This is a genomic window from Planococcus versutus (genome assembly GCF_001186155.3).
Lineage (GTDB): Bacteria > Bacillota > Bacilli > Bacillales_A > Planococcaceae > Planococcus > Planococcus versutus.
The window spans coordinates 2,928,567-2,950,173 of sequence record NZ_CP016540.2 but is presented as its reverse complement, the minus strand read 5'-3'; the positions used below and the strand labels follow the sequence as shown (position 1 = coordinate 2,950,173).

The 21,607-nt window shown below is 38.2% G+C and carries 21 protein-coding genes; 11 read left to right on the top strand and 10 right to left on the bottom strand.

The annotated features are described in order from the left end of the window. Positions 1-18 precede the first annotated feature (18 nt). The 3 genes from thiE to I858_RS14860 all read left to right on the top strand — a co-directional run bounded on the left by thiE (position 19) and on the right by I858_RS14860 (position 2,041). Positions 19-636, top strand: coding sequence for a thiamine phosphate synthase (thiE, locus tag I858_RS14870; RefSeq protein WP_049693844.1), 618 nt, complete (start codon positions 19-21; stop codon positions 634-636). Beyond that, a complete protein-coding gene (gene thiW, locus I858_RS14865) occupies positions 633-1,127 on the top strand; it encodes an energy coupling factor transporter S component ThiW (RefSeq protein WP_049693625.1) in 495 nt (164 codons plus the stop codon). Before thiE ends, thiW begins: the two co-directional genes overlap by 4 nt. 83 nt (positions 1,128-1,210) lie before the next feature. Next, the gene (locus I858_RS14860) at positions 1,211-2,041 is read left to right on the top strand and encodes a YkuS family protein (RefSeq protein ID WP_049693624.1); all 831 of its coding nucleotides are present in this window, start codon (positions 1,211-1,213) and stop codon (positions 2,039-2,041) included. Between the two features lie 59 nt (positions 2,042-2,100). Here I858_RS14860 and I858_RS14855 read toward each other — a convergent pair whose 3' ends face one another. Next, a complete protein-coding gene (locus I858_RS14855) occupies positions 2,101-3,381 on the bottom strand; it encodes an MFS transporter (RefSeq protein ID WP_239457276.1) in 1,281 nt (426 codons plus the stop codon). Between the two features lie 229 nt (positions 3,382-3,610). On the opposite strand from I858_RS14855, the gene I858_RS14850 reads away from it, so the two are divergent. Then, positions 3,611-4,366, top strand: a complete 756-nt coding sequence (locus I858_RS14850) for an exodeoxyribonuclease III (RefSeq protein ID WP_071645373.1) — start codon at positions 3,611-3,613, stop codon at positions 4,364-4,366. Positions 4,367-4,419: 53 nt separating this feature from the next. Here the strand turns inward: I858_RS14850 and I858_RS14845 are convergent, their stop codons facing one another. The 8 genes from I858_RS14845 to I858_RS14810 all read right to left on the bottom strand — a co-directional run bounded on the left by I858_RS14845 (position 4,420) and on the right by I858_RS14810 (position 11,500). Next, a complete protein-coding gene (locus tag I858_RS14845) occupies positions 4,420-5,607 on the bottom strand; it encodes a CDP-glycerol--glycerophosphate glycerophosphotransferase (protein ID WP_049693622.1) in 1,188 nt (395 codons plus the stop codon). A 133-nt stretch (positions 5,608-5,740) separates the two neighbouring features. Continuing rightward, on the bottom strand, positions 5,741-6,094 hold the full coding sequence (locus I858_RS14840) for a Na+/H+ antiporter subunit G (protein WP_049693621.1): 354 nt from the start codon (positions 6,092-6,094) through the stop codon (positions 5,741-5,743). Continuing rightward, positions 6,072-6,356: a Na(+)/H(+) antiporter subunit F1 gene (locus I858_RS14835; RefSeq protein WP_049693620.1), complete on the bottom strand. Its 285-nt coding sequence runs from the start codon at positions 6,354-6,356 to the stop codon at positions 6,072-6,074. Before I858_RS14835 ends, I858_RS14840 begins: the two co-directional genes overlap by 23 nt. Further along, the gene (locus tag I858_RS14830; protein WP_049693619.1) at positions 6,353-6,838 is read right to left on the bottom strand and encodes a Na+/H+ antiporter subunit E; all 486 of its coding nucleotides are present in this window, start codon (positions 6,836-6,838) and stop codon (positions 6,353-6,355) included. Before I858_RS14830 ends, I858_RS14835 begins: the two co-directional genes overlap by 4 nt. A 31-nt stretch (positions 6,839-6,869) precedes the next feature. Beyond that, complete coding sequence (locus tag I858_RS14825) at positions 6,870-8,354, bottom strand: Na+/H+ antiporter subunit D (RefSeq protein ID WP_049693618.1); 1,485 nt, start codon at positions 8,352-8,354, stop codon at positions 6,870-6,872. After that, complete coding sequence (locus tag I858_RS14820) at positions 8,347-8,685, bottom strand: Na(+)/H(+) antiporter subunit C (RefSeq protein WP_049693617.1); 339 nt, start codon at positions 8,683-8,685, stop codon at positions 8,347-8,349. The genes I858_RS14825 and I858_RS14820 overlap by 8 nt, the downstream gene beginning before the upstream one ends. A gap of 3 nt (positions 8,686-8,688) precedes the next feature. Next, on the bottom strand, positions 8,689-9,111 hold the full coding sequence (locus I858_RS14815) for a Na(+)/H(+) antiporter subunit B (RefSeq protein ID WP_049693616.1): 423 nt from the start codon (positions 9,109-9,111) through the stop codon (positions 8,689-8,691). Further along, a complete protein-coding gene (locus I858_RS14810; protein ID WP_071645372.1) occupies positions 9,098-11,500 on the bottom strand; it encodes a Na+/H+ antiporter subunit A in 2,403 nt (800 codons plus the stop codon). Before I858_RS14810 ends, I858_RS14815 begins: the two co-directional genes overlap by 14 nt. Before the next feature lie 299 nt (positions 11,501-11,799). Here I858_RS14810 and I858_RS14805 point away from each other — a divergent pair, with 299 nt between their 5' ends. Then, a complete protein-coding gene (locus tag I858_RS14805; RefSeq protein WP_049693615.1) occupies positions 11,800-12,492 on the top strand; it encodes a universal stress protein in 693 nt (230 codons plus the stop codon). 65 nt (positions 12,493-12,557) lie between these two features. Beyond that, on the top strand, positions 12,558-13,196 hold the full coding sequence (locus I858_RS14800) for a pentapeptide repeat-containing protein (protein WP_049693614.1): 639 nt from the start codon (positions 12,558-12,560) through the stop codon (positions 13,194-13,196). A 128-nt stretch (positions 13,197-13,324) separates the two neighbouring features. Here the strand turns inward: I858_RS14800 and I858_RS14795 are convergent, their stop codons facing one another. Further along, positions 13,325-14,821, bottom strand: a complete 1,497-nt coding sequence (locus I858_RS14795; protein ID WP_049693613.1) for a peptide MFS transporter — start codon at positions 14,819-14,821, stop codon at positions 13,325-13,327. A gap of 563 nt (positions 14,822-15,384) precedes the next feature. Here I858_RS14795 and I858_RS14790 point away from each other — a divergent pair. The 5 genes from I858_RS14790 (at position 15,385) to I858_RS14770 (ending at position 21,321) form a co-directional block, all read left to right on the top strand. After that, the gene (locus I858_RS14790) at positions 15,385-15,741 is read left to right on the top strand and encodes a helix-turn-helix domain-containing protein (protein WP_049693612.1); all 357 of its coding nucleotides are present in this window, start codon (positions 15,385-15,387) and stop codon (positions 15,739-15,741) included. A 144-nt stretch (positions 15,742-15,885) separates the two neighbouring features. After that, positions 15,886-17,658, top strand: a complete 1,773-nt coding sequence (gene recQ / locus I858_RS14785; protein WP_049693611.1) for a DNA helicase RecQ — start codon at positions 15,886-15,888, stop codon at positions 17,656-17,658. Positions 17,659-17,950: 292 nt separating this feature from the next. Further along, on the top strand, positions 17,951-18,601 hold the full coding sequence (locus tag I858_RS14780) for a hypothetical protein (protein ID WP_049693610.1): 651 nt from the start codon (positions 17,951-17,953) through the stop codon (positions 18,599-18,601). A gap of 234 nt (positions 18,602-18,835) precedes the next feature. Further along, a complete protein-coding gene (locus I858_RS14775; RefSeq protein ID WP_049693609.1) occupies positions 18,836-20,281 on the top strand; it encodes a DEAD/DEAH box helicase in 1,446 nt (481 codons plus the stop codon). A 476-nt stretch (positions 20,282-20,757) separates the two neighbouring features. Then, complete coding sequence (locus I858_RS14770) at positions 20,758-21,321, top strand: 3D domain-containing protein (protein ID WP_049693608.1); 564 nt, start codon at positions 20,758-20,760, stop codon at positions 21,319-21,321. Positions 21,322-21,607: the final 286 nt, after the last annotated feature.

The following is a 21,607-nucleotide window of genomic DNA, read 5'->3' as shown; positions in this document are numbered from 1 at the left end:
CCGGCAATTTATTTTATCATGGGCTCTCAAAGTTCAACAGAAAAGGGTCCACTAGAAGTATTAGAAACTGCACTTAAAGGAGGCATCACTCATTTCCAATTGCGTGAAAAAGGGCAATCGGCATTAATAGGTTCTGCATTGTTAAATTTTGCTCTACAATGCCAGAAATTATGCCGAAATTACTCCGTGCCTTTTATCATCAATGATCAAGTCGAACTGGCATGCAAGATCCATGCGGATGGTGTCCACATTGGACAAGATGATAGAGCTGCTTGGCAAGTACGAAAAAAAATTGGCAATAACAAGCTACTGGGCGTTTCGGTCCATTCGATCGAAGAAGCGCGCATAGCAATCGAAAATAGAGCAGATTATGTTGGAATGGGACCAGTTTTTGAAACTTTTTCAAAAGTAGACGCAAAAAAGCCAGCGGGGATAAAAGGGATTAGAGCAGTCAAAAATGAATTTCCTGACTTGCCGATTGTTGGAATTGGAGGAATCACCTCTGAAAACGCTGTTCAAGTGTGGCAAGCAGGCGTTTGGGGAATCGCTGTCATATCAGCGATAGCGAATGCAACAGATATTGGCGCGCAAATCGCAGCTTTACAAATGCCATATAAAGAAGAGATAAAAAAATGAAAACAAAAAAATTAATGCTGATGGCGATGTTTGTTGCGATTGGTGTAGCTGGTTCGGCGTTTGTTTACTTTCCTGCAGGAATTGCTCGAGCTTACCCAATACAACATGCAGTCAATGTAATCGCAGCGGTGCTGTTAGGGCCAGGTCCAGCTGTATTAATCGCTTTTTTGACGGGTATTGTTCGAATCCTGACAGGTACTGGCTCACTATTAGCTTTTCCAGGTGGAATGATTGGTGCAATACTAGCGGGACTGTTTTATGCGAAGTTTGGAAAGATTTGGGTAGCAGCAGTTGGAGAAGTGATAGGTACCGGAATAATTGCATCATTAATTGCCGTACCATATGCTCGTATTTTATTGGGCACAGAGTTTGGTATTTTATTTTTTATTCCGCCGTTTTTGATTTCTAGCCTGACAGGAGCGATACTCGGTGCCATATTAGCAACACGACTAGCGAAAGCAGACATTCGAAATGCATGGCGAATAAACTAAAGCTCTTTTGTAGAGGTTTATACTTTTTAAAAAAAGGGAATTGTACAAGTATAGACATACTTTGAAAAGGGAGTGGACAGAATATGGTAAAAATTGCAGTAGAACATCCATTTACATCTGTACGTGAGGCATTAGAGAATAAAGGATACCAAGCAGATATGCTAGAGGACAAATCAGATTCGACTGATTACGACGTCATCGTTGTGAGAGATCAGGAAGATTTAGCTGATTACCACATGAGCGTATCGCTTGTTGAAGCTAAAGGTCGTACATTATTTGAAATCGTAGAAGAAGTAGAAGAGCGTCTTATACGCGGTGGGAAAATTCAAAATCCACAACCAACTGAAATTGAGCAAAAAGAGAGTGGCGGTGGCGCAGGAGGCTTCTTAGCTGGTGCAGCAACTGGTGTAGTCATCGGTGCAGCAGCAGGTCTACTATTCGCTCCAAAAAGCGGAAAAGAAATGCAAGAAATCGTCAAAGAAAAAGCAGTATCTTTGAAAGAAGATAATGCCGAAGGTTCGGGCGGTGCAGTAGACCAAGTGAAAGAAAAAGTAAACCAGCTAAAAGAAAAAGCAACTGACTATACTGAAACTGCTAAAGGCAAAGCAGATGAACTTAAAGAAAAACGTACAGAAAAACAAGAAGAAAAAGAAGTGAAGAAACAAGAAAAAGCAATAGAAAAAGAAGTAAAAGAACAAGAAAAAGCAATAGAAAAAGAAGAAAAACAAGAAGAAAAGGCTAAAAAAGAACACGAAAAAGCTGAAAAAGAAGTAGAAAAAGAAATTAAAAAAGCTAACAAAGAAGCAGATAAAGAAAAAGGCGGAACAGAAGTTGTCGAATTAACAGATGCAACTGTCAAGAAAGACGATGCAGGCAATGTAACTGTAAAAGCTGAAAATCATAACAAAAAATAAATACAAAAAAGTGTCTTCCAACTTAGTTGGAAGACACTTTTTATGAGTTTGAACTAACTTTAGACAGATGATACTTTATCGATAGATTCGTGGGATTTTGGCTCAGGCACGCGAGATAAGACGATCAGCCCGATAACGAATAGAATAACAAGACTAAACACGCCCATATTGGATTTACCCGTCATTTGAGATGTGATAGCTACGAGCAGAGGTCCAAGAATTGCTGCAAACTTACCAAAGATGTTATAAAATCCGAAAAACTCATTTGAGTTTTCTTTAGGAACTAGTTTGCCGAAATACGAACGGCTCAGCGCTTGAATTCCGCCTTGGCTGGTCGCAACAAGCATCGCTAAAATCCAAAAATCTGTGATGGTTTCAAGGAAAAATGCATAGACGCAAATAACAATATAAACGCAAATTCCTACATAGAGCATTTTTTTACCTGTAAATCGATTAGCTAACCGACCGTATAGAATAGCAAAGGGTGCAGCAACTACTTGTGTAACAAATAAAACAATCAATAGACTAGACGCATCTAAACCTAAGTCGGTTCCGTAAGCGGTGGACAATGCAATAATGGTACCGACACCATCGATATAAAAAAAGTAAGCAATTAAAAATAAAACCAAAGCACGGTATTGACGAATTTCTCGAAGTGTTTTGCCAAGACGCTTAAAACTTTGACGCACAAGACGAGGTTCTCGTTTTATATAGTGGATTTGCTTTACATGGCGAAACATCGGGAGTGAAAAACTGACCCACCAAATGGCGGTGATTAAAAACGCAACCCGGCTGGCTATAGTTGTGGAGATGGGGATCACGTTATTTTGAGCAAGTAGAATAATAGCAATTGAAATGATAAATGGAATAGTCGAACCAATATAACCTAAACCGTAACCAAATGCAGACACGCTGTTCATTCGTTTTTCTGTCGTAACGTCTACAATAAAGGCATCATAAAACAAATTAGCACCGGTGGCACCAAGAGCTGCGAATATATAACAAATTAGCATCAATAACCAATTTTCGCTTGGCACGAAAGCTAGTAAAGCAGTCGAAAACGTTCCTAACAAGAAGAAACCAAGAAAGAACCGTTTCTTCATCCCTTCGTAATCAGCGATTGTTCCGAGTACTGGACCAATCATCGCAAGAATGAATGTGAAAATGGCGATTGTATACCCTAAATAAGCGGTTGAATCAGCTAGACTTACACCTGCTTCAGTTGCTGAAGCCTTGTAATAAATCGGGAATACGGCGGTTGTAATAATGATGGTGTAAGCAGAGCTTCCCCAATCATATAAAGCCCAGCTTTTTTCTTCTTTTGAAAATTTTTTCATGATCTTACCTCCTTTGTCTCTAATTAGGAAATGATTTGACGAGTAGCCAAAACACGAAACATGGCATTTTACTTAATAAGATAGCTTTATTGTACAAGAAGTTCCATCTAAATGATGTAAAATAATCGAAAAAACAGAAATTTTACATAACTTGATGCAGCTAGAAGAGTTGATCGAGTCTAAGTTCGGCTCTTTTTAAACTGATAGAAAGATAAGAAAGAAGGGGTTAACATTGAAGCTGATTTCATGGAATGTTAATGGCCTGCGGGCTGTTATGAAAAAAGGATTCATGGATTTTTTTATAGAAGCAAATGCAGATGTTTTTTGCTTACAAGAAATTAAATTGCAAGAAGGACAAATTGAGATGGGTTTACCTGGATACTACACATACTGGAATTATGCTTGTAAAAAAGGCTATTCAGGTACGGCGATTTTTACAAAAAAACAGCCTTTATCCATTCAATATGGTTTGGGAATAGAAGAACATGACACAGAAGGACGCATCATTACAGTAGAGTTTGATACTCACTATGTTGTAACCATTTATACACCAAACTCACAGCACGGCTTAAAGAGATTAGCTTATCGTTTGTCATGGGAAGATGCTTTTTTATCTTTTGTAAAGGATTTAGACAAACATAAACCAGTCGTTTTGTGTGGAGATTTAAATGTGGCACATGAAGAAATTGATTTGAAAAATCCAAAAGCCAATAAAAAAAATTCGGGATTCACACCGGAAGAAAGAGAGAAACTGACGCAGTTTCTGGCTAATGGGTTTGTGGACACCTTCCGTTATTTCCACCCAGAGGAAGAGGGGCATTATTCGTGGTGGTCTTACCGATCAAATTGTCGAGAAAAAAATGTCGGGTGGCGAATCGATTATTTTCTAACTTCGGAACGCCTGACTCCAAATCTTCAATGCGCAAAAATTCATAAAGATGTGTGGGGTTCTGATCACTGTCCGATAGAGTTGCAGATAGAATGCTAAAAGACGGAGAAAAGCTATAAGCTTTTCTCCGTCTTTCGTTTCACGTGGAACGATTAAAGGTTCATCACGCGTTTCGTTAACCGCTTGCAATTATCTTGGTCAAAATAATCGATATAATCGGCCGCTTTTGGATACCATTCGTTCCAAGTGATTTTTTCTTCACTAATTTTCTTTAAATAATCATAAACGTGATCAATGGAATTGGCTTTATACCCTGACAGGTCAGTGTCCATATTCAAATAAGATCCACGTTTTTCTAAATACTCTTGCTGGTCAAACATATAAAAAATAATGGGTTTATTTAAATAAAGAAAATCCCACGAGACACTGGTAATGTCTGTCAATAGCATGTCGTTTTGATCAATCGATTGTGCGATGGTTTGTTTATTGAAATCTAGAAATGTGATGCGGTTTTCGTCATAAGATAGGTTGGTGAAAAACTGTTCAAATTTTTTCATAAAAGGATGTAGTGCAATGTTCAAGTGAATGTCGTGATCCATTAATAGTTTTTGAATCCCTTCATGCTGCAACAAGCCTATCGTGTTTTTAAAATAAGGACTTTTCATAAATTCTTCTTGCGTTAAGTCGAAAAGCCACTCGCGCCAAGTGAACATCATTAAAATATTTTGAACTTCTGAAGGCGCCTGCTGAGGAACGTATCGGTCAAATCGAGGAAAACCTGTAATGATTAATTTGTGTTCAGGCATTTTCCATTCGTCGCGTTTTAAGTTGTACTCGTATTGAGAAGCACAATTAAAGTAATTGGTTCGATTTAATAACGGAACGTCTTCTTTTTGGATAAGAATTTTTTTAAAGCCTTCAATGCCATGACTGATATGCGTCATAATGGTTTTTCGGTTAAGAAATAAGAATTTATCAGCGGCAGGTGCAATATCATAAAGAAGAGAATGTCCATGAAATGTATAGTCTGCTTGAAAAAATAAAAGATAGTTTTTAAAACTACCAAGAGGTACTGCGTTTTTAATTTGTTGATCTTTGGCATAGGAGGTTTTTGGATCGTACATCCAATAAGCCGTCACTTGTTCTGGGTGATGAGCAAGTAAATATTGATGATAAACTGCTGCATTGTCTTCGTATTTTTCACCGAGGTTGCCCCCGACTAATACAATTTTTTTACTTTTTTTCTTTGGTTTTAATAAGGTCAGCACATACGCTGCAGACACTTTACTGAAAATCTTTAAGGCATCAAAGCGGCCTTTTTCTTTTAATTCTACAGCCATTTAACATCCTGCTTTCTACTAGTTCTATTGTTTCATACGTTTATTCCCTAATTACGAAGGGATAAAACGTAAAGCCTTGATGAAAAAGCATTAGGAACGAATACGCGCCCAATGCTTTTTATAAAGTTACTCTTTATTTGTTTTTAAACAATTTTGCTAAGGCGTCTTCTGTCGAAGCATTGGCCAGTTTCACATTTGAACGGTAAGCTGCTCGTGTAATTAAATGACCTGAAACGGGAGCAGTTAAAAAAACGAATGTGATCCCGAGTAAGATGCGCACGCTGATAAAGTTTTCAGATGCCCAAAAATAAATAAATGTACCGGACAATGACAACAACACCGCTAACGTGGAACTTTTCGTAGCCGCGTGTGAACGGGTATAAACATCGGGCAAACGAAGAATGCCAATCGCGCTAATTACCGCCATTATGCTCCCAATCAAAATAAGGAGAACCCCCACATATTCACCGATCATGTTTATGCTCAACGATATCGCCCCTTTCCACAAACCGTGCCAACGCAAGCGTGCTAATAAATGCTAAAATCCCTACAATTAAAATGACTTCGAGAAAAGCGTGTGTATTGAGAACGACTGAAAATACAGCAACTCCTGAAATCAAATTTACGCCAATCATATCCAGTGCCACTACACGATCGGGCATAGAAGGCCCCCAAATGATACGGTACAAAGCGAGAATGATTGCTAAAATAAACAACGATAAGGCAATTGTCAGTATAGTATCGATCAATTTCTCGTCACCTCCATAATCGCTTTTTCAAACACTTTAATCGACTTTAATACAGAGTCACGAGAACTTTCGACGTCCATTGCGTGGATGTAGAAGGTTCTGCCATCTGGTGAAACTTCCATCACGACAGAACCTGGAGTCAATGTAAGCAAAAGAGCAAGCGTGGTCAACTCGTAATCGCCTTCCATGCTATGTTCATAAGTAAAAATTCCAGGCTTAATGTCTAATTTTGGGCTTAATATTTGCTTCATAATAAGCAAACTCGATTGAAATAATTCCGAATTAAAAATAAACAATAGTTTAATCGTAGAGTAGACACGCAATAAGTAGAACTTAGTTCCAAAAAAGCGATGCATCAAAAACAAAATTCCGATGCCAATTAAATAGCCTGTTAAAAAGGTCGAGAGATAAAAAGCGTTCTCGTCCATTAATAACGTCCATAAGAAGGCGATGGTGAGATTTAATAAAAACTGAGCGGGCATGCTACGTCACTCCTTTCAAGAAAAAGTGGATTTACTGAATGTTGCCCAATACCGCATCAACGTAAATGTCCGGATTTAGTAGAGTTTCAGCTGCGTTTGTAATATAAGGCGCCATGTATTCAGTGCCTAACCCAAGAGCAATCGTTAACGCAACCAACACTAAACAAGGAATTAATACGCCTCTGCGCAGAGGCAATTGCTCTTCTTTACTGACAATGGTTTCACCCCAAAAGCAGTTTTTAAAGATCCGAAGCAAAGAGTAAAGCACGAATAAACTTGAAAGTAAGGCAAGTGCTAATAATACATATGAGCCACTATCAATGGCTGCACTTGATAATAGAATCTTGCCGATAAATCCACTAAGCGGTGGAATGCCCGCGAGTGAAAGCATCGTAATAAAGAACGACCAGCCAAGTAGAGGGTAGTTTTTCATTAACCCACTCATTCCGGCCATTTTTGAAGTTCCACTTAATGTGACCATGGTACCGATGACCAAAAACAATAAAGCTTTTGCTACCATATCGTGAATGACGTAATAAATAGAGCCTTCAATGGCTGATGGTGTAGAAATCGCCAAGCCGACAAGCATAAACCCAACCGCAATGACCACATTATAAGCTGCAATGCTGCGAATATCGTTAAAGGCAATTGCGCCTAAACTACCGCCGATTAACGTTAATGCAGCCATCACGCCAATAATGGTATGAGTAACTTCCGGTTGGTGGTAAAAAATGAGCGAAAAAACTCGGAAAAGAGCGTAAATTCCTACTTTCGTTAACAAGGCCCCAAATAATGCTGAAGTGACGATTGGCGGAGAACTATAAGAACCTGGGAGCCAGAAATACAGCAACAACCCCGCTTTTAAGCTGAAAACGATTAAAAACACAATGCTAATTGTGGTTAAAAGAGGGGTTTGACCAACTTCGGCTACACGCACAGCCATATGCGCCATATTCAATGTGCCGAGAGTTCCATACAGAAAAGCTAATGCGACAAGAAAGAACCAAGACGAAACAATATTAATCGAAACGTATTTGATGGCTTCTCTCAATTGTCGTTTGGAATTTCCTAAAGTTAATAAGACATACGACGACAATAACATCACTTCAAAACAGACAAATAAATTGAACAAATCACCTGTTAAAAAAGATCCGTTAACGCCAGCAATCAAAAACAAGACAGTAGGATAAAAATACATCGTTTGAAGTTCTTTGCTTGTAGAAATTAATGCATAACTTAAGCAAATCGCTGTGATTAAACTAGCTGTTAAAACGAGCAACACAGAAAACGAATCGGCAACAAACAAAATACCAAAAGGTGGTTCCCAGCCACCAAAGTCTAAACGAATAATGCCGTTCGTTTGAACTTGATGCAACAGAAAACCGGAAATGCTTGTGGTTATGACCATTGCTCCGATACTGACCCATGCTTGGAGACGCCCGTAAGTCCGAAGAAAGATCAACAACACACCGACAATGATTGGCAACAACATAGGGAATACTAACAGGCTATTCATCTTGAGAACCTCTCATAGCGCCTAAGTCATCGGTTCCTAGCTCTTGATAAGCTCGATAAGCAAGCACGAGAATAAATGCAGTCACAGCAAAGCTAATGACAATCGCTGTCAAAATCAAAGCTTGTGGTAAGGCATCTACATATGTAGATGCCTCTTCACCAAGAAGAGGAACCGTTCCTATTTTTAAATCTCCCATCGACAAGATGAGCAAATGCACTGCATGAGATAAAATCGCCGTTCCTAAAATAACGCGAACCACGTTTTTGGATAAAACTAGATAGATGGCGACCGTGGTAAGGACGCCGACCAAAACAATGATCATAGATTCCACAGGCTACTCATCCTCACTTATACTAAGAATTATGTTCACGACAACGCCTATAACCGTTAATGCGATGCCGGCTTCGAATATGGTAACAGTTGCTAATTCGGTTTTTCCGAAAATCGGCAAATCAAAATAGCCAAAACTTTGACTTAAAAATGCTTTGCCGAAAAACAAAGGAGCCACGCCACTCATCATAGCGAGTAAAACGCCAAGTGCAGAAAGTTTTTTAAAATCAATAGGCAATGCATCGCTCACGGTTTCGGAGTCATAAGATAAAAACATTAAAACAAATGCAGAAGCAATGACCAATCCACCAATAAATCCGCCACCTGGCTGATTATGCCCAGAAAAAAATAAGTAAATGCCGAAAGTGAAAATGATTAACACAACGGCTTTGGAGACTGTTTTTAAAATTACGTCATTGATGTTCATCTTTTTCAGGCCCCTTTCCCAGTTTTAAACGGATCAAGGTATAAACGCCAAGACCTGCAATGAACAACACAAGCGATTCGAGCATCGTATCAAATGCACGAAAATCTCCTAAAATGGAGTTCACAATATTGTCTCCACCCGTCAGTTCATAGGAGTTTTCAAAATAACTAGAAATGCTATCGAATAATGGTCCACTATTAACCGTTAATCCGATTAAAGTCACAGTCACGCCAGCCCCAATGGCTATGACGGCATTTCGGACTTTGATTCGTTTGGAAGAACGTTCAGTTGTCCATTCAGGTAAAAAATGAAAGCATAGCAAGAAAAGGACCGTGGTCACTGTTTCAATCACCAATTGAGTTAAGGCAAGGTCAGGTGCACGGAACAACACAAAGAAAATAGCGATTGAAAATCCTAATACACCATTTAACAAAATGGCTGAAAGATGAGACTTGGTAAACAAAATGCTAATGGCAGCAATAGCCATCACAGCAGTTAGTAGTGCTTCATATAAGCTGATCGGAGAATCGTTTGTAAAGTCGATTGCTAAAGCGTCTGTATAAACAAATGTGCCTCCCGCAACAACTATGAAGAACAAAAAGATATAAGAAAAATAAGCTGGTAAGTGACCAGTCATATAATGCGTAGTCGTCCAATTGGCTGTTTGTTTTAACCCTTTTAAAAAGGCATTGTAAAACGCGGTAAATGTCCATCCTGCAGGTTGAAGTCGGTAAATGATGATCCAACGGCGTAATGATAAAAACAACAAAGTTCCAACAGCAATAATACCGAAGGTCATCAACGATTCAATGTTCACACCGTGCCAAGCAGAAATTTGAGGAGCCGCGCCTGAAATGTCGGGAATAATCCCTTGTAATGCAGGTTTTAATAAATGATCGCCCAATAAGTTGGGAGCAAAAAACAAGCCAATAATCAATACGCAAAGAATCGCTGGAGAAATTAACATGCCGAGTGTCGGCTCGACAGGTTTTCTGTCGACTTTTTTGAGTTGTGGTGTCCCAAAAAACGTTCGGAACACAAAAATCATACAGTAAACAAACGTAAAGACAGAAGCGATCCAAGCAATAAGTGGAATCAGCAAGCCCCATGTAGGCACGCCAAATAGAGGCAGACCCACAGCATTTACCGTAGAAGCAAAGAACATTTCTTTACTTAAAAACCCATTGAAAAATGGCAGACCCGCCATTGAAAAGCTACCAATTACAGCAAAAGTAAAGGTAATGGGCAATGCGGCCATGAGTCCACCGAGTCTTCGGATGTCGCGTGTGCCCACTTGGTGATCGATAATGCCGACGACCATGAAAAGTGCACCTTTGAATGTCGAATGATTGACCAGATGAAACAAAGCGGCAAAGATAGCTAAACCGTATAATGCACCTTGTTCACCATCACCAAAATGCAAAGCGGCTGAGCCGAGACCGAGCAAACTCATGATTAAGCCTAGTTGGCTAATTGTAGAATACGCCAGAAGCGCTTTTAAATCGGTTTGTCGGACTGCGCAAAAAGCTCCCCAGAACAGTGTGATAAGCCCCACAATCGTAACCGTCCAAAACCAAGAGGCGGTGCCGCCGAAAATAGGGGTAAACCGAGCCACTAAATACAAACCCGCTTTCACCATTGTTGCAGAGTGCAAATAAGCACTGACCGGGGTCGGTGCTTCCATAGCATCCGGCAACCAAATATGAAAAGGAAATTGCGCTGATTTTGTAAATGCTCCGAGTAAAATCAAGAACATCGCGGGGTAAAACAAGCCATGATCAGTATATTGGACCATCACGGCAATAATTTCACGAATACTAAACGTACCTGTTATGCCATGCAGCATTAAAAATCCAGCAAGCATACCTAATCCGCCAAAAACGGTGATTAATAACGATTTTTGAGCACCGTACCGTGAATTTTTACGATGATACCAAAAAGCAATCAATAGGAAAGAGGAAATACTGGTTAATTCCCAGAATACATACAACACAATGAGGTTATCAGATAAGACCACGCCAAGCATTGCTCCCATAAACAGCAATAGGTAAGCGTAAAAATGCGGAAAAGAATCAGATGGTGATAAATAGTAGATGGAGTAAAGAACAACTAGACTACCCATGCCAGTAATGAGTAGTGCCATAATTAAACCGAGGCCGTCCAAGTAGGCAGTGAAATTAATGCCTATTGAAGGAATCCAGTGAATAGTTTGGATCAATGTGTCGCCATTAGAAATAGCTGGGATTTGACTAACAAACAAAGCGAACAGTACAAGTGGAACGAGTAAGACGAACCAACCGAGATGAAATGGTTCCAGTCGTTTATGTATGAGCGGCATCAACGCAGCAACAAAAAAAGGGATTAAAATGGCTAAAATCAAAAGATACACAGCAAAACCTCCTGTAGTAGAGTAAATAAGCTCTTATGGCTGAATAAGTTTGTGAACGTGTATATAATGAAGGGAAGAGTTTCGTCTCTCTTAGTCGATTGAGGATCATAAAGCAATCAAATTAAATTATACAGGAAATCAACAGACTTTTCATTTGTCACGCAAGTATCAAACAAAAGTTAAGAAGTTCAATTAGTGGATTGTGGACTGAAACTCTTGATTTTCTTTAGTAGAGGAAGTATAATTTCATAGTTTTGAATATCAGGTTCTGAATGATATTCTCAGGGGGGTGAACATAAATGAAAAAAATCAGAGGACGCATGGATGAAAGCATTTTGGTATGTGTTTTTTACGGACCAAATGGAGAACGATTAATCCATCGGGGAAATAAATTGGCGACCATGTTGGACTGTCCTTTGTATATTTTAACAGTAGACTCGAAATCTGTGGATGAATTTGATGCAGACAAAGTTTCCTATATGCAACGATGGAAAGAGCTTGCTGAAGAATACGGAGCTGAGGAGTTTATTGTTCGTGATAATGAAAAACGCCCCTCTGCAAAAGTTATCGCTGAAGTAGCACATGACCACAATGTAACTCAAATCATTATTGGGCAAACAGCGAAAAGTAGATGGGAAGAAATCACTAAAGGATCTTTCTTAAATATGCTGCTTCGTGAAATTCCATTTGTGGACTTGCATGTCGTTTCGGTGGCACGCACAGTTAAAGGCGTTGAAGGGGACGAGTTTGAAAAAGGCGTACGCTGTTACTTGATGAAAGACGGCGATAGCTATAAAGTCAATTTCACGCAATCGAAAAGCTGTCAGCTTGAAGGGATTTTCTTTAAAGAAATTGGCACAGACTTTGATAATGGGATCTTTAAATTCATGCATGACAATAAATTATACCAAGTTGAAGTGACAGAAGATCGAATCGACTTGCCTGAAATTATTGATAAATGTTTAGATAAAGAGCTAGTGAAAAATAAATAAATGTCTAAAAGACTGCTCTGATACTGGAGTGGTCTTTTATATGTTCATGAAAGGAAGTCAGTATTATGAAAAAAAACAAAAGGTTAGAACCAATCCTTCCAAAGGATTTAGAAACACGTTCTTTTGTCGATGCATTAGACGACCAATACATAAGCAATTGTCAAATTACACAAGAAACTATAGATTTTAGTACAGAAGAAGCTCTTCATATAGACCGTGTAGTATTTGAAAATGTTAACTTTCTTGAAATTAGTTGGCCGCGCTCAGAATTCGTGGATGTACTCTTTTTGAATTGTGATTTGTCGAATATCGATTTGAGCCGTGCGGTTTTTCATCGTACGGAATTTCGCAACTCCAAATTAATGGGAGCTAATTTTACTGAAGCAGGAATTCGCCATACACTTTTTGATGAGTGCATCTTGAATTACGCGACATTCGGTTTCTCTCTATGCAACACGGTAAGTTTTGTTTCTTCTTCTATGCGGTTTTCTGACTTTTATGAGATGGAACTCAAAGCTAGTGAATTCTGTATGTGCGATATGAATGATACCAACTTTACACAAACAAGTCTCCAAGGCATTGACTTAAGCTCGAACACATTCGAAAGCATCCAAGTGTCGATTGACAAGCTTCAAGGCTGCACAGTGTCTTCTGATCAAGCGATTGCGTTTGCTCGTCAAATGGGCATGATTGTAGAGCGATAGAAATGCTTTATGGAAAGAATCGAAAAACGCCCGACAGTAAAAACTGTCGGGCGTTTTTTAGGTTAGATAGCGGCTTCCGCTTTTCTTACGTCTGTCAGAACTGACTAGGAATAAGGCTTTTCTAGAGATTAACGGACGCCTTTCATAAATCCTTGGATACGTGGTGCGAAGACGAATAGCAAAATACTTAGAACGATTGACGTTCCTCCGATGATACCAAAGTACATCATTTCGTTTTCGACTGTATAGAATTTAACTAATTGTGCATTGATAGCTTGAGCTGCTGCGTTGGATAGGAACCACAGGCTCATTGTTTGAGCTGAGAAAGCGGCAGGTGCCAATTTCGTAGTTGCTGATAATCCAACGGGCGACAAACAAAGCTCACCTAATACAACGATAAAGTAACTAAGTACTAGCCAAAGTGGATTGACCAGTGCTGTTGGTCCGCCAAAGTAAACCGGTAGCAAAATAACCAAGAAAGACAATCCGGCAAATAATAACCCAAGCGAGAATTTTTTCGGAATAGACGGTTGCTTGTTTCCAAGCTTAACCCATAACCATGCAAATACTGGAGCTAACGTGATGATGAATAATGGGTTTAACGATTGGAACCAAGCAGGAGAAATTGTAATGCCTGCAAATTCAAGGTTTGTTCGTTTATCTGCGTATGCTGCAAGAATGGTTGAACCTTGTTCTTGGATAGCCCAGAACATGACTGAGGCAATGAACAATGGAATGTATGCTAGTAAATGTGAACGCTCTACTTCTGTTGTTTTCTTACTGCGGTACATAACAGTGAAATAAGCGATTGGAATCATGATGCCAAAAATACCGACGATTGCGACAAAGCTATCGAAAGTTAAGAGTCCTGTTGGAATGCCAATAGCTACGGCTGCGGCAATGATTAATGTACTAATACTAAAAATAAGAATCGTTTTCTTGCGTTCAGAAGGCAATAGCGGATTGGGTACAATCGTTCCCGCTAATCCAAGATTTTTCTTTTTCGTTAAAACGAAAATAACTAAACCAATAAACATCCCGACAGCTGCAATACTGAATCCTAAGTGAAAACTGATTCTCATGCCAACTGTACCAACGATTAATGGGGCAAGGAAACCACCCATGTTGATACCCATATAGAAAATACTGAATCCTGCATCGCGACGATCATCATTGTCTGCGTAAATTTCGCCTACAACACTCGATACGTTTGGTTTTAATAAACCGGTACCAAGAACAATCAGAACCATTGAAACAAAGAATAACGCTAAATTACCAGGTATTGCTAAGGCAATATGCCCGAGCATAATAAGAATTCCACCATAAAAAACGGCCTTTGACGTCCCAAATATCCTATCGGCTAACCAGCCCCCAATAATTCCGGACATGTAAACAAGTGATCCGTATATGGACATGATGGACAAAGCGGTTGTTTGGTCAAGACCAAGACCGCCATCCGAAATTTCGTAATACATATAGAAAACTAGAATGGCGCGCATTCCATAATAAGAAAAACGTTCCCAGAATTCTGTAAAGAATAAAGTAAAAAGTCCTTTTGGATTACCAAAAAAGCCTTTTTGAGGAACACTGTCAACTACTTGTTGCCGAGTATACTTTTCAGACATAACTTTAACCTCCATTTGCTTATTCTAACATAATACTTTTTTTAATTAAAAAAATCAAAATTATTTTTAATATATATTTATAAAGAGTATTTTGAAGGAGTTTAAATCACTTTATCAAAAATTGTTTTTTTAAAATAGTTATTAAATTCAGACGGTTTGAAATAAAATGAGAACGAGATAGATTAGAAATCAAAATTTTTCTGCAAACTGCATGTAGAAGTATTTAATGGAGTTAACATACTTATGGCTGCTCTAGTAAAAAATACAATATTTAATTTCTAAGGGCTCATAGAACTTATTTATTTTTAATTTTCAAGCTTAGTATGAGAAATGCTTATTTTATTTGTTTATAAATTAGAATTACCTGTTATTTCAAAAAATAACCCTATTTTGATTTAGTTAAGTAAATATACCTACTTAAAACCTATTATTATCAAATAATAGGTGGAGTTCACTTTTTATTCACATTTACTTTAAATAATAACCAAAAATGATTGTGAAAAATCTCAAGGTACAGTATATTTAAAATAGTTAGAATATTATTTAGGGAGCAGGAATGCAAAATGAAACAGTTAAGCAAACGAATCAAAGACTTAAGAGAAGCCAAAAGATTATCTACTGAAGAACTGGCAGAGGAAATTGGCTTCGCCAAAAGTACGGTTTGGGCTTATGAAAGTGGGAAGAAACAAGTTTCCGTAGTACATCTTGAAAGACTTGCGGATTATTTTGAAATCTCAGTAGATAGCTTGTTAGATCGTGATGAGCGAACAATCAATGTTGATTTGCAAAATACAAGTTTCTTAAACGACTATAATTTAATGTTGGACGATCAACCGTTAAATCAACACGAACTTGCTGAAGCAGCATCTTTCATACAAGTTAAGCGACGTATGGGTAGCTACGGAACAGCAACTTCCTAATAGCCAATAAGCCAGTCTAAATGTCCATTCCTATTTAATAGGAATGGACATTTTTTGTTAGTGTTCCTAAGATGTGAACGCAGAAAAAGACACAGGAATATGGTAAGCTAACTCATACGATAAGAGTATTAGGAGTGTTTGATCTTGTTAGAAAGCGCAAAAAAATTACTGCAGTCTCATTTTGGTTACGAATCATTTCGAGTTGGCCAGGAACAAGCCATCACGCAAGTGTTTGAAGGCCATAATTCGATTTGTGTCATGCCAACTGGCGGAGGCAAGTCGATGTGTTACCAAATTCCAGCGCTTGTTATGGAAGGAACCACAATTGTTGTGTCACCTTTGATTTCATTGATGAAAGACCAAGTTGATGCACTTTTAGCAGCGGGTATTCCAGCTGCATATATAAATAGTTCTCTTGGTTTCGACGAAGTTCGAGAAACGTTAATGGACGTTCAACGCGGCGCCATTAAACTACTCTATATCGCACCAGAACGATTGGATTCGGAAATGTTTTTGAATGAATTGCAAGGTGTTTACGTTCCGTTGATTGCGGTAGACGAAGCGCATTGTATTTCGCAATGGGGACATGATTTTCGTCCGAGTTACCGATTAATTAGTCGGATGACAGAGTTATTTCCAAACAATCCAACCGTGTTAGCGTTAACTGCAACAGCCACACCACAAGTACGTGAAGACATATGCCGAATTTTAAATATTGAAGAACAACACACCATCATGACGGGTTTCGAGCGACCGAATCTAACATTTTCAGTGGTGCGTGGTCAAGACCGTGAACGGTTTGTAAAGGAATACGTAGCGAAAAATGACAATGAAGCAGGTATTATTTACGCAGCAACGCGCAAAACTGTAGATTCAGTGTATGAAATGTTGCTTAAAAAAGGCATTAAAGCAGCAAAATACCATGCTGGTATGCCAGACCACGAAAGAAAAAGTGGACAAGAGCGTTTTCTAAATGATGAAGTGACCGTGATGGTTGCGACCAATGCATTTGGTATGGGCATTGACAAATCGAATATCCGCTTTGTGATTCATTACCAGCTTCCTAAAAACATGGAGAGCTATTATCAAGAAGCAGGACGTGCAGGACGAGATGGTTTGCCGAGTGAGTGCATTGTGCTTTATGCGTCGCAGGATGTTCAAACACAACGGTTCTTAATCGATCAAGCACAAGATCCCAGTCGAATTCCGGGAGAGCTTTTCAAATTGCAAGGAATGGTCGATTATTGTCATACAGAAAATTGCTTGCAGCAGTTTATCATTCATTATTTTGGAGATAGCACGGCGGGGCCATGTGGACATTGCGGAAATTGTGTAGATGACCGTGAAAGCTTAGATGTCACGAAAGATGTTCAAATGGTTTTGTCGTGTGTGATTCGCATGGGTCAAAAATTTGGAAAAGTAATGACGGCACAAGTATTAACAGGATCACGCAATAAAAAAGTACTAGATTTTGGATTTAATAAACTGTCGACATACGGCATCTTGCAACATCAAAATGCGAAAGAAGTTTCAAATTTAATCGAATTTATGATTTCTCAAGAATTATTGGCTGTTGAACAAGGATCGTTTCCGACAATTTATGTGCCTGACGGCGGTAGAGACGTCTTGCTTGGCAAGCGGCAGGTGCTGCGAAAAGGTGCAGTGATAACGAAGCGCATTGCTTCGAACGATCCTTTGTTTGAAGAATTGCGAGTGGTTCGCAAAAAACTAGCTGACGAAGCTGGTGTGCCACCTTTTGTTATTTTTTCAGATAAGACGCTGCAAGATATGGTTTCTAGAAGACCTCAAAATGAAGAAGAGTTTTTAGAAGTTAATGGAGTTGGTGCCAACAAGCTTGAGAAATATGGCCACGCATTTTTACAAGCCATTCATTCTTTTGATGCTGTAAACAACTGAATCAGTAGCTTTAGAAAAGACCCCGTATAAACGAGGTTTTTTGTTTGTCCAACATAGAGACACATACCTATTGCCAATAAAAAATTGCAGTAATTGCTTTACTACCTGCTGGATTTGCGCTGTCTGCATGCAAGTCAATTATGTGAAGATGTTATCTTAGCTAAAAGCTTTAGACAGGCAATATATACAGGCTCTTGTCAGTTTTTATAGAAATGGAAATGTTTAAAAATAAGCAATTTAGTCAATACTTTATATACCATGATTTATAAAACTATGTAGAGGAGAGATTCGCATGGCTAGAAATTCTTCAGGTGGTATGTTTGGTAAATTAGTATTGATTGGTCTTGGTGCAGTAATTGGTGCAGCAATGACGCAACAAAAAACACAAACAAGCGGAACTTCACAAAAGAGCAAGGAAGATATGAAAGCGAATATTAAAAAAGGACTCGATCGCTTGAATGAACAGTCTGGCGGGATGGTCGATAAAGTAAAACCAACTGTCAATAAAGCGGTAGAAAAAGTGAAAACGGCAATTGATGCTCAGCAAGATATGATGAACAAAGAAAAAGACACATTGGACAAAGCCAATAAAAAATTTCAGCAAGATGTAGGTGGAAATACAGATACAGCCAGCCATTCAACTTCAGAAAAATCCAAAACAACGTCTACTAGCAATGTTTCTCCCAATACAGATAAGCCAACTGGTGGTCCATTTGGTGGAGCAACGGAATATAGCGAGTCGCTAAAAAAAGATGTATCGAAAGACACATCAAAAGCTGATGATTCTACTTTTAGCGGTTCAAGTGCAACGGGTACTTCTTCTGCTGACAATAAGCGATTTGGTGGAAGTACTGAATATACCGACTCATTGGACAAGGAATTATCAAAGGATTCGTCGAAAAAAGAGGATTCGTCTTCGGATAGCTCAACATTTGGGAAATAGATTTGTTATATTAACAAAAATATAGCTATGCGCGTTTGTATAAAAACGCCATGGCTTTTTTTTGACTTATTATTTTATTCATTGGGAAGTTTTTTATTTAAGTTTCCGACAAATAAATCATTAATATGGTTTTTACTGAGAGAGATATAACTTACTAATCGTTTAACTGCAAAATCTTTTAATCCGTGCAATAATAGAGGAACCTGAAATTTTGAACGGAGATGGAGAATTAATATGAGTAATAAAAAATTTAGTGAATACACTATTAGTGAACAAATTGTCAAGGCCCTTGAAGGACTTGGCTATACAGAACCAACAGAAGTGCAGGAAAAAGTGATTCCTGTTGCATTGTCAAAGACTGACTTAACAGTAAAGTCTCAAACAGGCAGCGGAAAAACAGCTGCCTTTGGCATTCCGATTTGTGAGTTAGTTGATTGGGAAGAAAACAAACCACAAGCATTGATTTTAACGCCAACTCGTGAACTAGCAGATCAAGTAAAAGAAGATGTGACCAATATTGGCCGTTTTAAACGCATTAAAGCAGCAGCTGTTTATGGAAAACAACCGTTTGCTTATCAGCAGGCTGAACTCAAGCAAAAATGTCATGTAGTGGTAGGCACGCCGGGACGCGTACTCGATCATATTGAGCGTGGTACGTTAAATTTAGAGCGGATTGAATACTTAGTTCTTGATGAAGCAGACGAAATGTTGAATATGGGATTTGTTGAACAAGTAGAAGCAATCATCAACAAATTACCAAAGCAACATACCACAATGTTATTTTCTGCAACATTACCTGAAAATGTAGAGAACTTACAGCAAAAATACATGATTGATCCACAACATATTGAAATTGCTTCGACAGATACGTTAACAGATCAAATTGACCACTCATTATTTATTGTGGCAGAGCAGAAAAAATTCGCTTTGTTGCGTGATGTGACCATTATCGAAAACCCGGACAGTTGCATTGTTTTCTGTCGGACAAAAGATAATGTAGATTTTGTCATGGAACAATTGGAAAAACATTATTACACATGTGATAAATTGCACGGTGGCATGTTGCAAGAAGATCGTACGGCAGTCATGAATGATTTCAAACGCGGAGAGTTTCGTTATTTAGTGGCAACTGATGTTGCGGCTCGTGGAATTGACATCGATAACATCACGCATGTCATTAACTATGATGTGCCCATGGAAAAAGAAAGCTACGTGCATCGTTCAGGGCGTACAGGACGTGCTGGTAAAACAGGAAAAGCCATTTCATTTGTAACGCCGAACGAGGATAAATTTTTAGCGGAAATTGAAGCATACATCGGATTTGAAATTTCGCGTAGAACAGCTCCTTCTGAAGCTGCTGTTGACGCAGCAATGCTTGATTTTACAGAAAAACTCGAAAGTCGTCCCAAATTAAAGAAAAATAAAAACGAACAAGTTAATAAAGATATTTTAAAACTATACTTTAATGGTGGGAAGAAAAAGAAATTGCGTGCATTTGATTTTGTAGGAACGTTAACGAGCATTCCGGGAGTAACAGCTGAAGATATTGGTATCATTAAAATTCAAGATACGGTTACTTATATTGATATTTTAAATGGTAAAGGTCCAATGGTCTTGAAAGCGATGAAAGATAAGACGATAAAAGGCAAAACCTTAAAAGTGCATAAAGCAAACAAGTAAAACGATAAGGGGCTGTCCCATAAGCCCTTGAAATAAAACAGACAGAGAAAAAGATTTTCTTTTTCTCTGTCTGTTTTTTGATTGGTTACTTTCAGGAGATCTTGGATCACTGTCACAATCCCAAACCCCGTTTTACATAAATGGATGATTTTTTGTATCATTTTTTCATTCCAAAACGGCGGAATGGACATCAGCCATTTCTCATACATGCAAAAAAGGAGCTGCCCTTAAAATAGTTTTTCCTAACTTTTGGGATAGCCTCTTTTTATTTATCGAAAAATAAAAAAGAAGTATATCATATGAAATAGGATTAAAGGCTTTGTTAAACCCATTATTTAGGTTTTAAATCAGGTCTACCTCATACTATTGTCATAAAAAGAAGCGATATTGTAATGAAACATGTCCTTTATTGTTACATGGTTGTAATATGAACATGCTATTTTAGTTGTACTTAGAAAAACTAAAGGGATAGCGGATTGAAAAAACTATTGATGGTATTAAGTTTTGCATTGGTTTTATTCCTAGGCACTTCAATTGAAAGTTCAGCGGCATCAACTGTATATACGGTAAAAAGTGGGGACACGTTATATAAAATTTCAAAATCACAAAAAGTATCTGTAAGTAATTTAAAAATTTGGAACGGTTTAAAATCAGATACGATTTATCCAAAACAAAAACTTAAATTGAGCAAAAAAAAAGCAAAAACGGTAGCTAAAAAAACACCTTCTCGTTCTACAAGCGGATCAGTAGCTAAAGAATTTACAGTTAGCTCGACTGCTTACACGGCATACTGCAAAGGTTGTTCAGGTATTACCAGAACTGGTCTCAACTTAAAGAAAAATCCAGGACTTAAAGTAATTGCGGTAGATCCTAAAGTAATTCCATTAGGAACGAAAGTTCATGTTGAAGGCTATGGCTATGCAGTTGCAGGCGATACAGGCGGAGCTATTAAAGGTAAGAAAATTGATGTGTTTATTCCAACACAAAGCAAAGCATTAAAGTGGGGACGTAAAAACGTTAAAATAAAAATTTTAAAATAAGTAACATTCGACTCATTCTTATGAGTCGAATTTTTTTATGGAGTTAACTCGTAGTTGATAAGACAGCTTTTAAGAAAGTGCTTTGGGTATTTAATAGAGACAGTAAGTGATGAATACATTCTTTTGATTACTCGTAACATAAAAGATGCTGACATAGCCCAGTCTGTAACATGAAAATGTAGAAAAAGGTAAATTCAAATAAATAGTGTTTTTTAAAAATAAACGGTATAATATTTGTATAATTAATGTAGAGTTTTTAGGGAGATATGGAATGGAGGCATCTTGT

Coding starts and splice junctions, on each gene's coding strand:
- thiE (WP_049693844.1), top strand. CDS start 19: ATGGGCTCTCAAAGTTCAACAGAAAAGGGTCCACTAGAAGTATTAGAA.
- thiW (WP_049693625.1), top strand. CDS start 633: ATGAAAACAAAAAAATTAATGCTGATGGCGATGTTTGTTGCGATTGGT.
- I858_RS14860 (WP_049693624.1), top strand. CDS start 1,211: ATGGTAAAAATTGCAGTAGAACATCCATTTACATCTGTACGTGAGGCA.
- I858_RS14845 (WP_049693622.1), bottom strand. CDS start 5,607: ATGGCTGTAGAATTAAAAGAAAAAGGCCGCTTTGATGCCTTAAAGATT.
- I858_RS14830 (WP_049693619.1), bottom strand. CDS start 6,838: ATGCCCGCTCAGTTTTTATTAAATCTCACCATCGCCTTCTTATGGACG.
- I858_RS14825 (WP_049693618.1), bottom strand. CDS start 8,354: ATGAATAGCCTGTTAGTATTCCCTATGTTGTTGCCAATCATTGTCGGT.
- I858_RS14815 (WP_049693616.1), bottom strand. CDS start 9,111: ATGAACATCAATGACGTAATTTTAAAAACAGTCTCCAAAGCCGTTGTG.
- I858_RS14805 (WP_049693615.1), top strand. CDS start 11,800: ATGAAAAAAATCAGAGGACGCATGGATGAAAGCATTTTGGTATGTGTT.
- I858_RS14800 (WP_049693614.1), top strand. CDS start 12,558: ATGAAAAAAAACAAAAGGTTAGAACCAATCCTTCCAAAGGATTTAGAA.
- I858_RS14795 (WP_049693613.1), bottom strand. CDS start 14,821: ATGTCTGAAAAGTATACTCGGCAACAAGTAGTTGACAGTGTTCCTCAA.
- I858_RS14790 (WP_049693612.1), top strand. CDS start 15,385: ATGAAACAGTTAAGCAAACGAATCAAAGACTTAAGAGAAGCCAAAAGA.
- I858_RS14780 (WP_049693610.1), top strand. CDS start 17,951: ATGGCTAGAAATTCTTCAGGTGGTATGTTTGGTAAATTAGTATTGATT.
- I858_RS14775 (WP_049693609.1), top strand. CDS start 18,836: ATGAGTAATAAAAAATTTAGTGAATACACTATTAGTGAACAAATTGTC.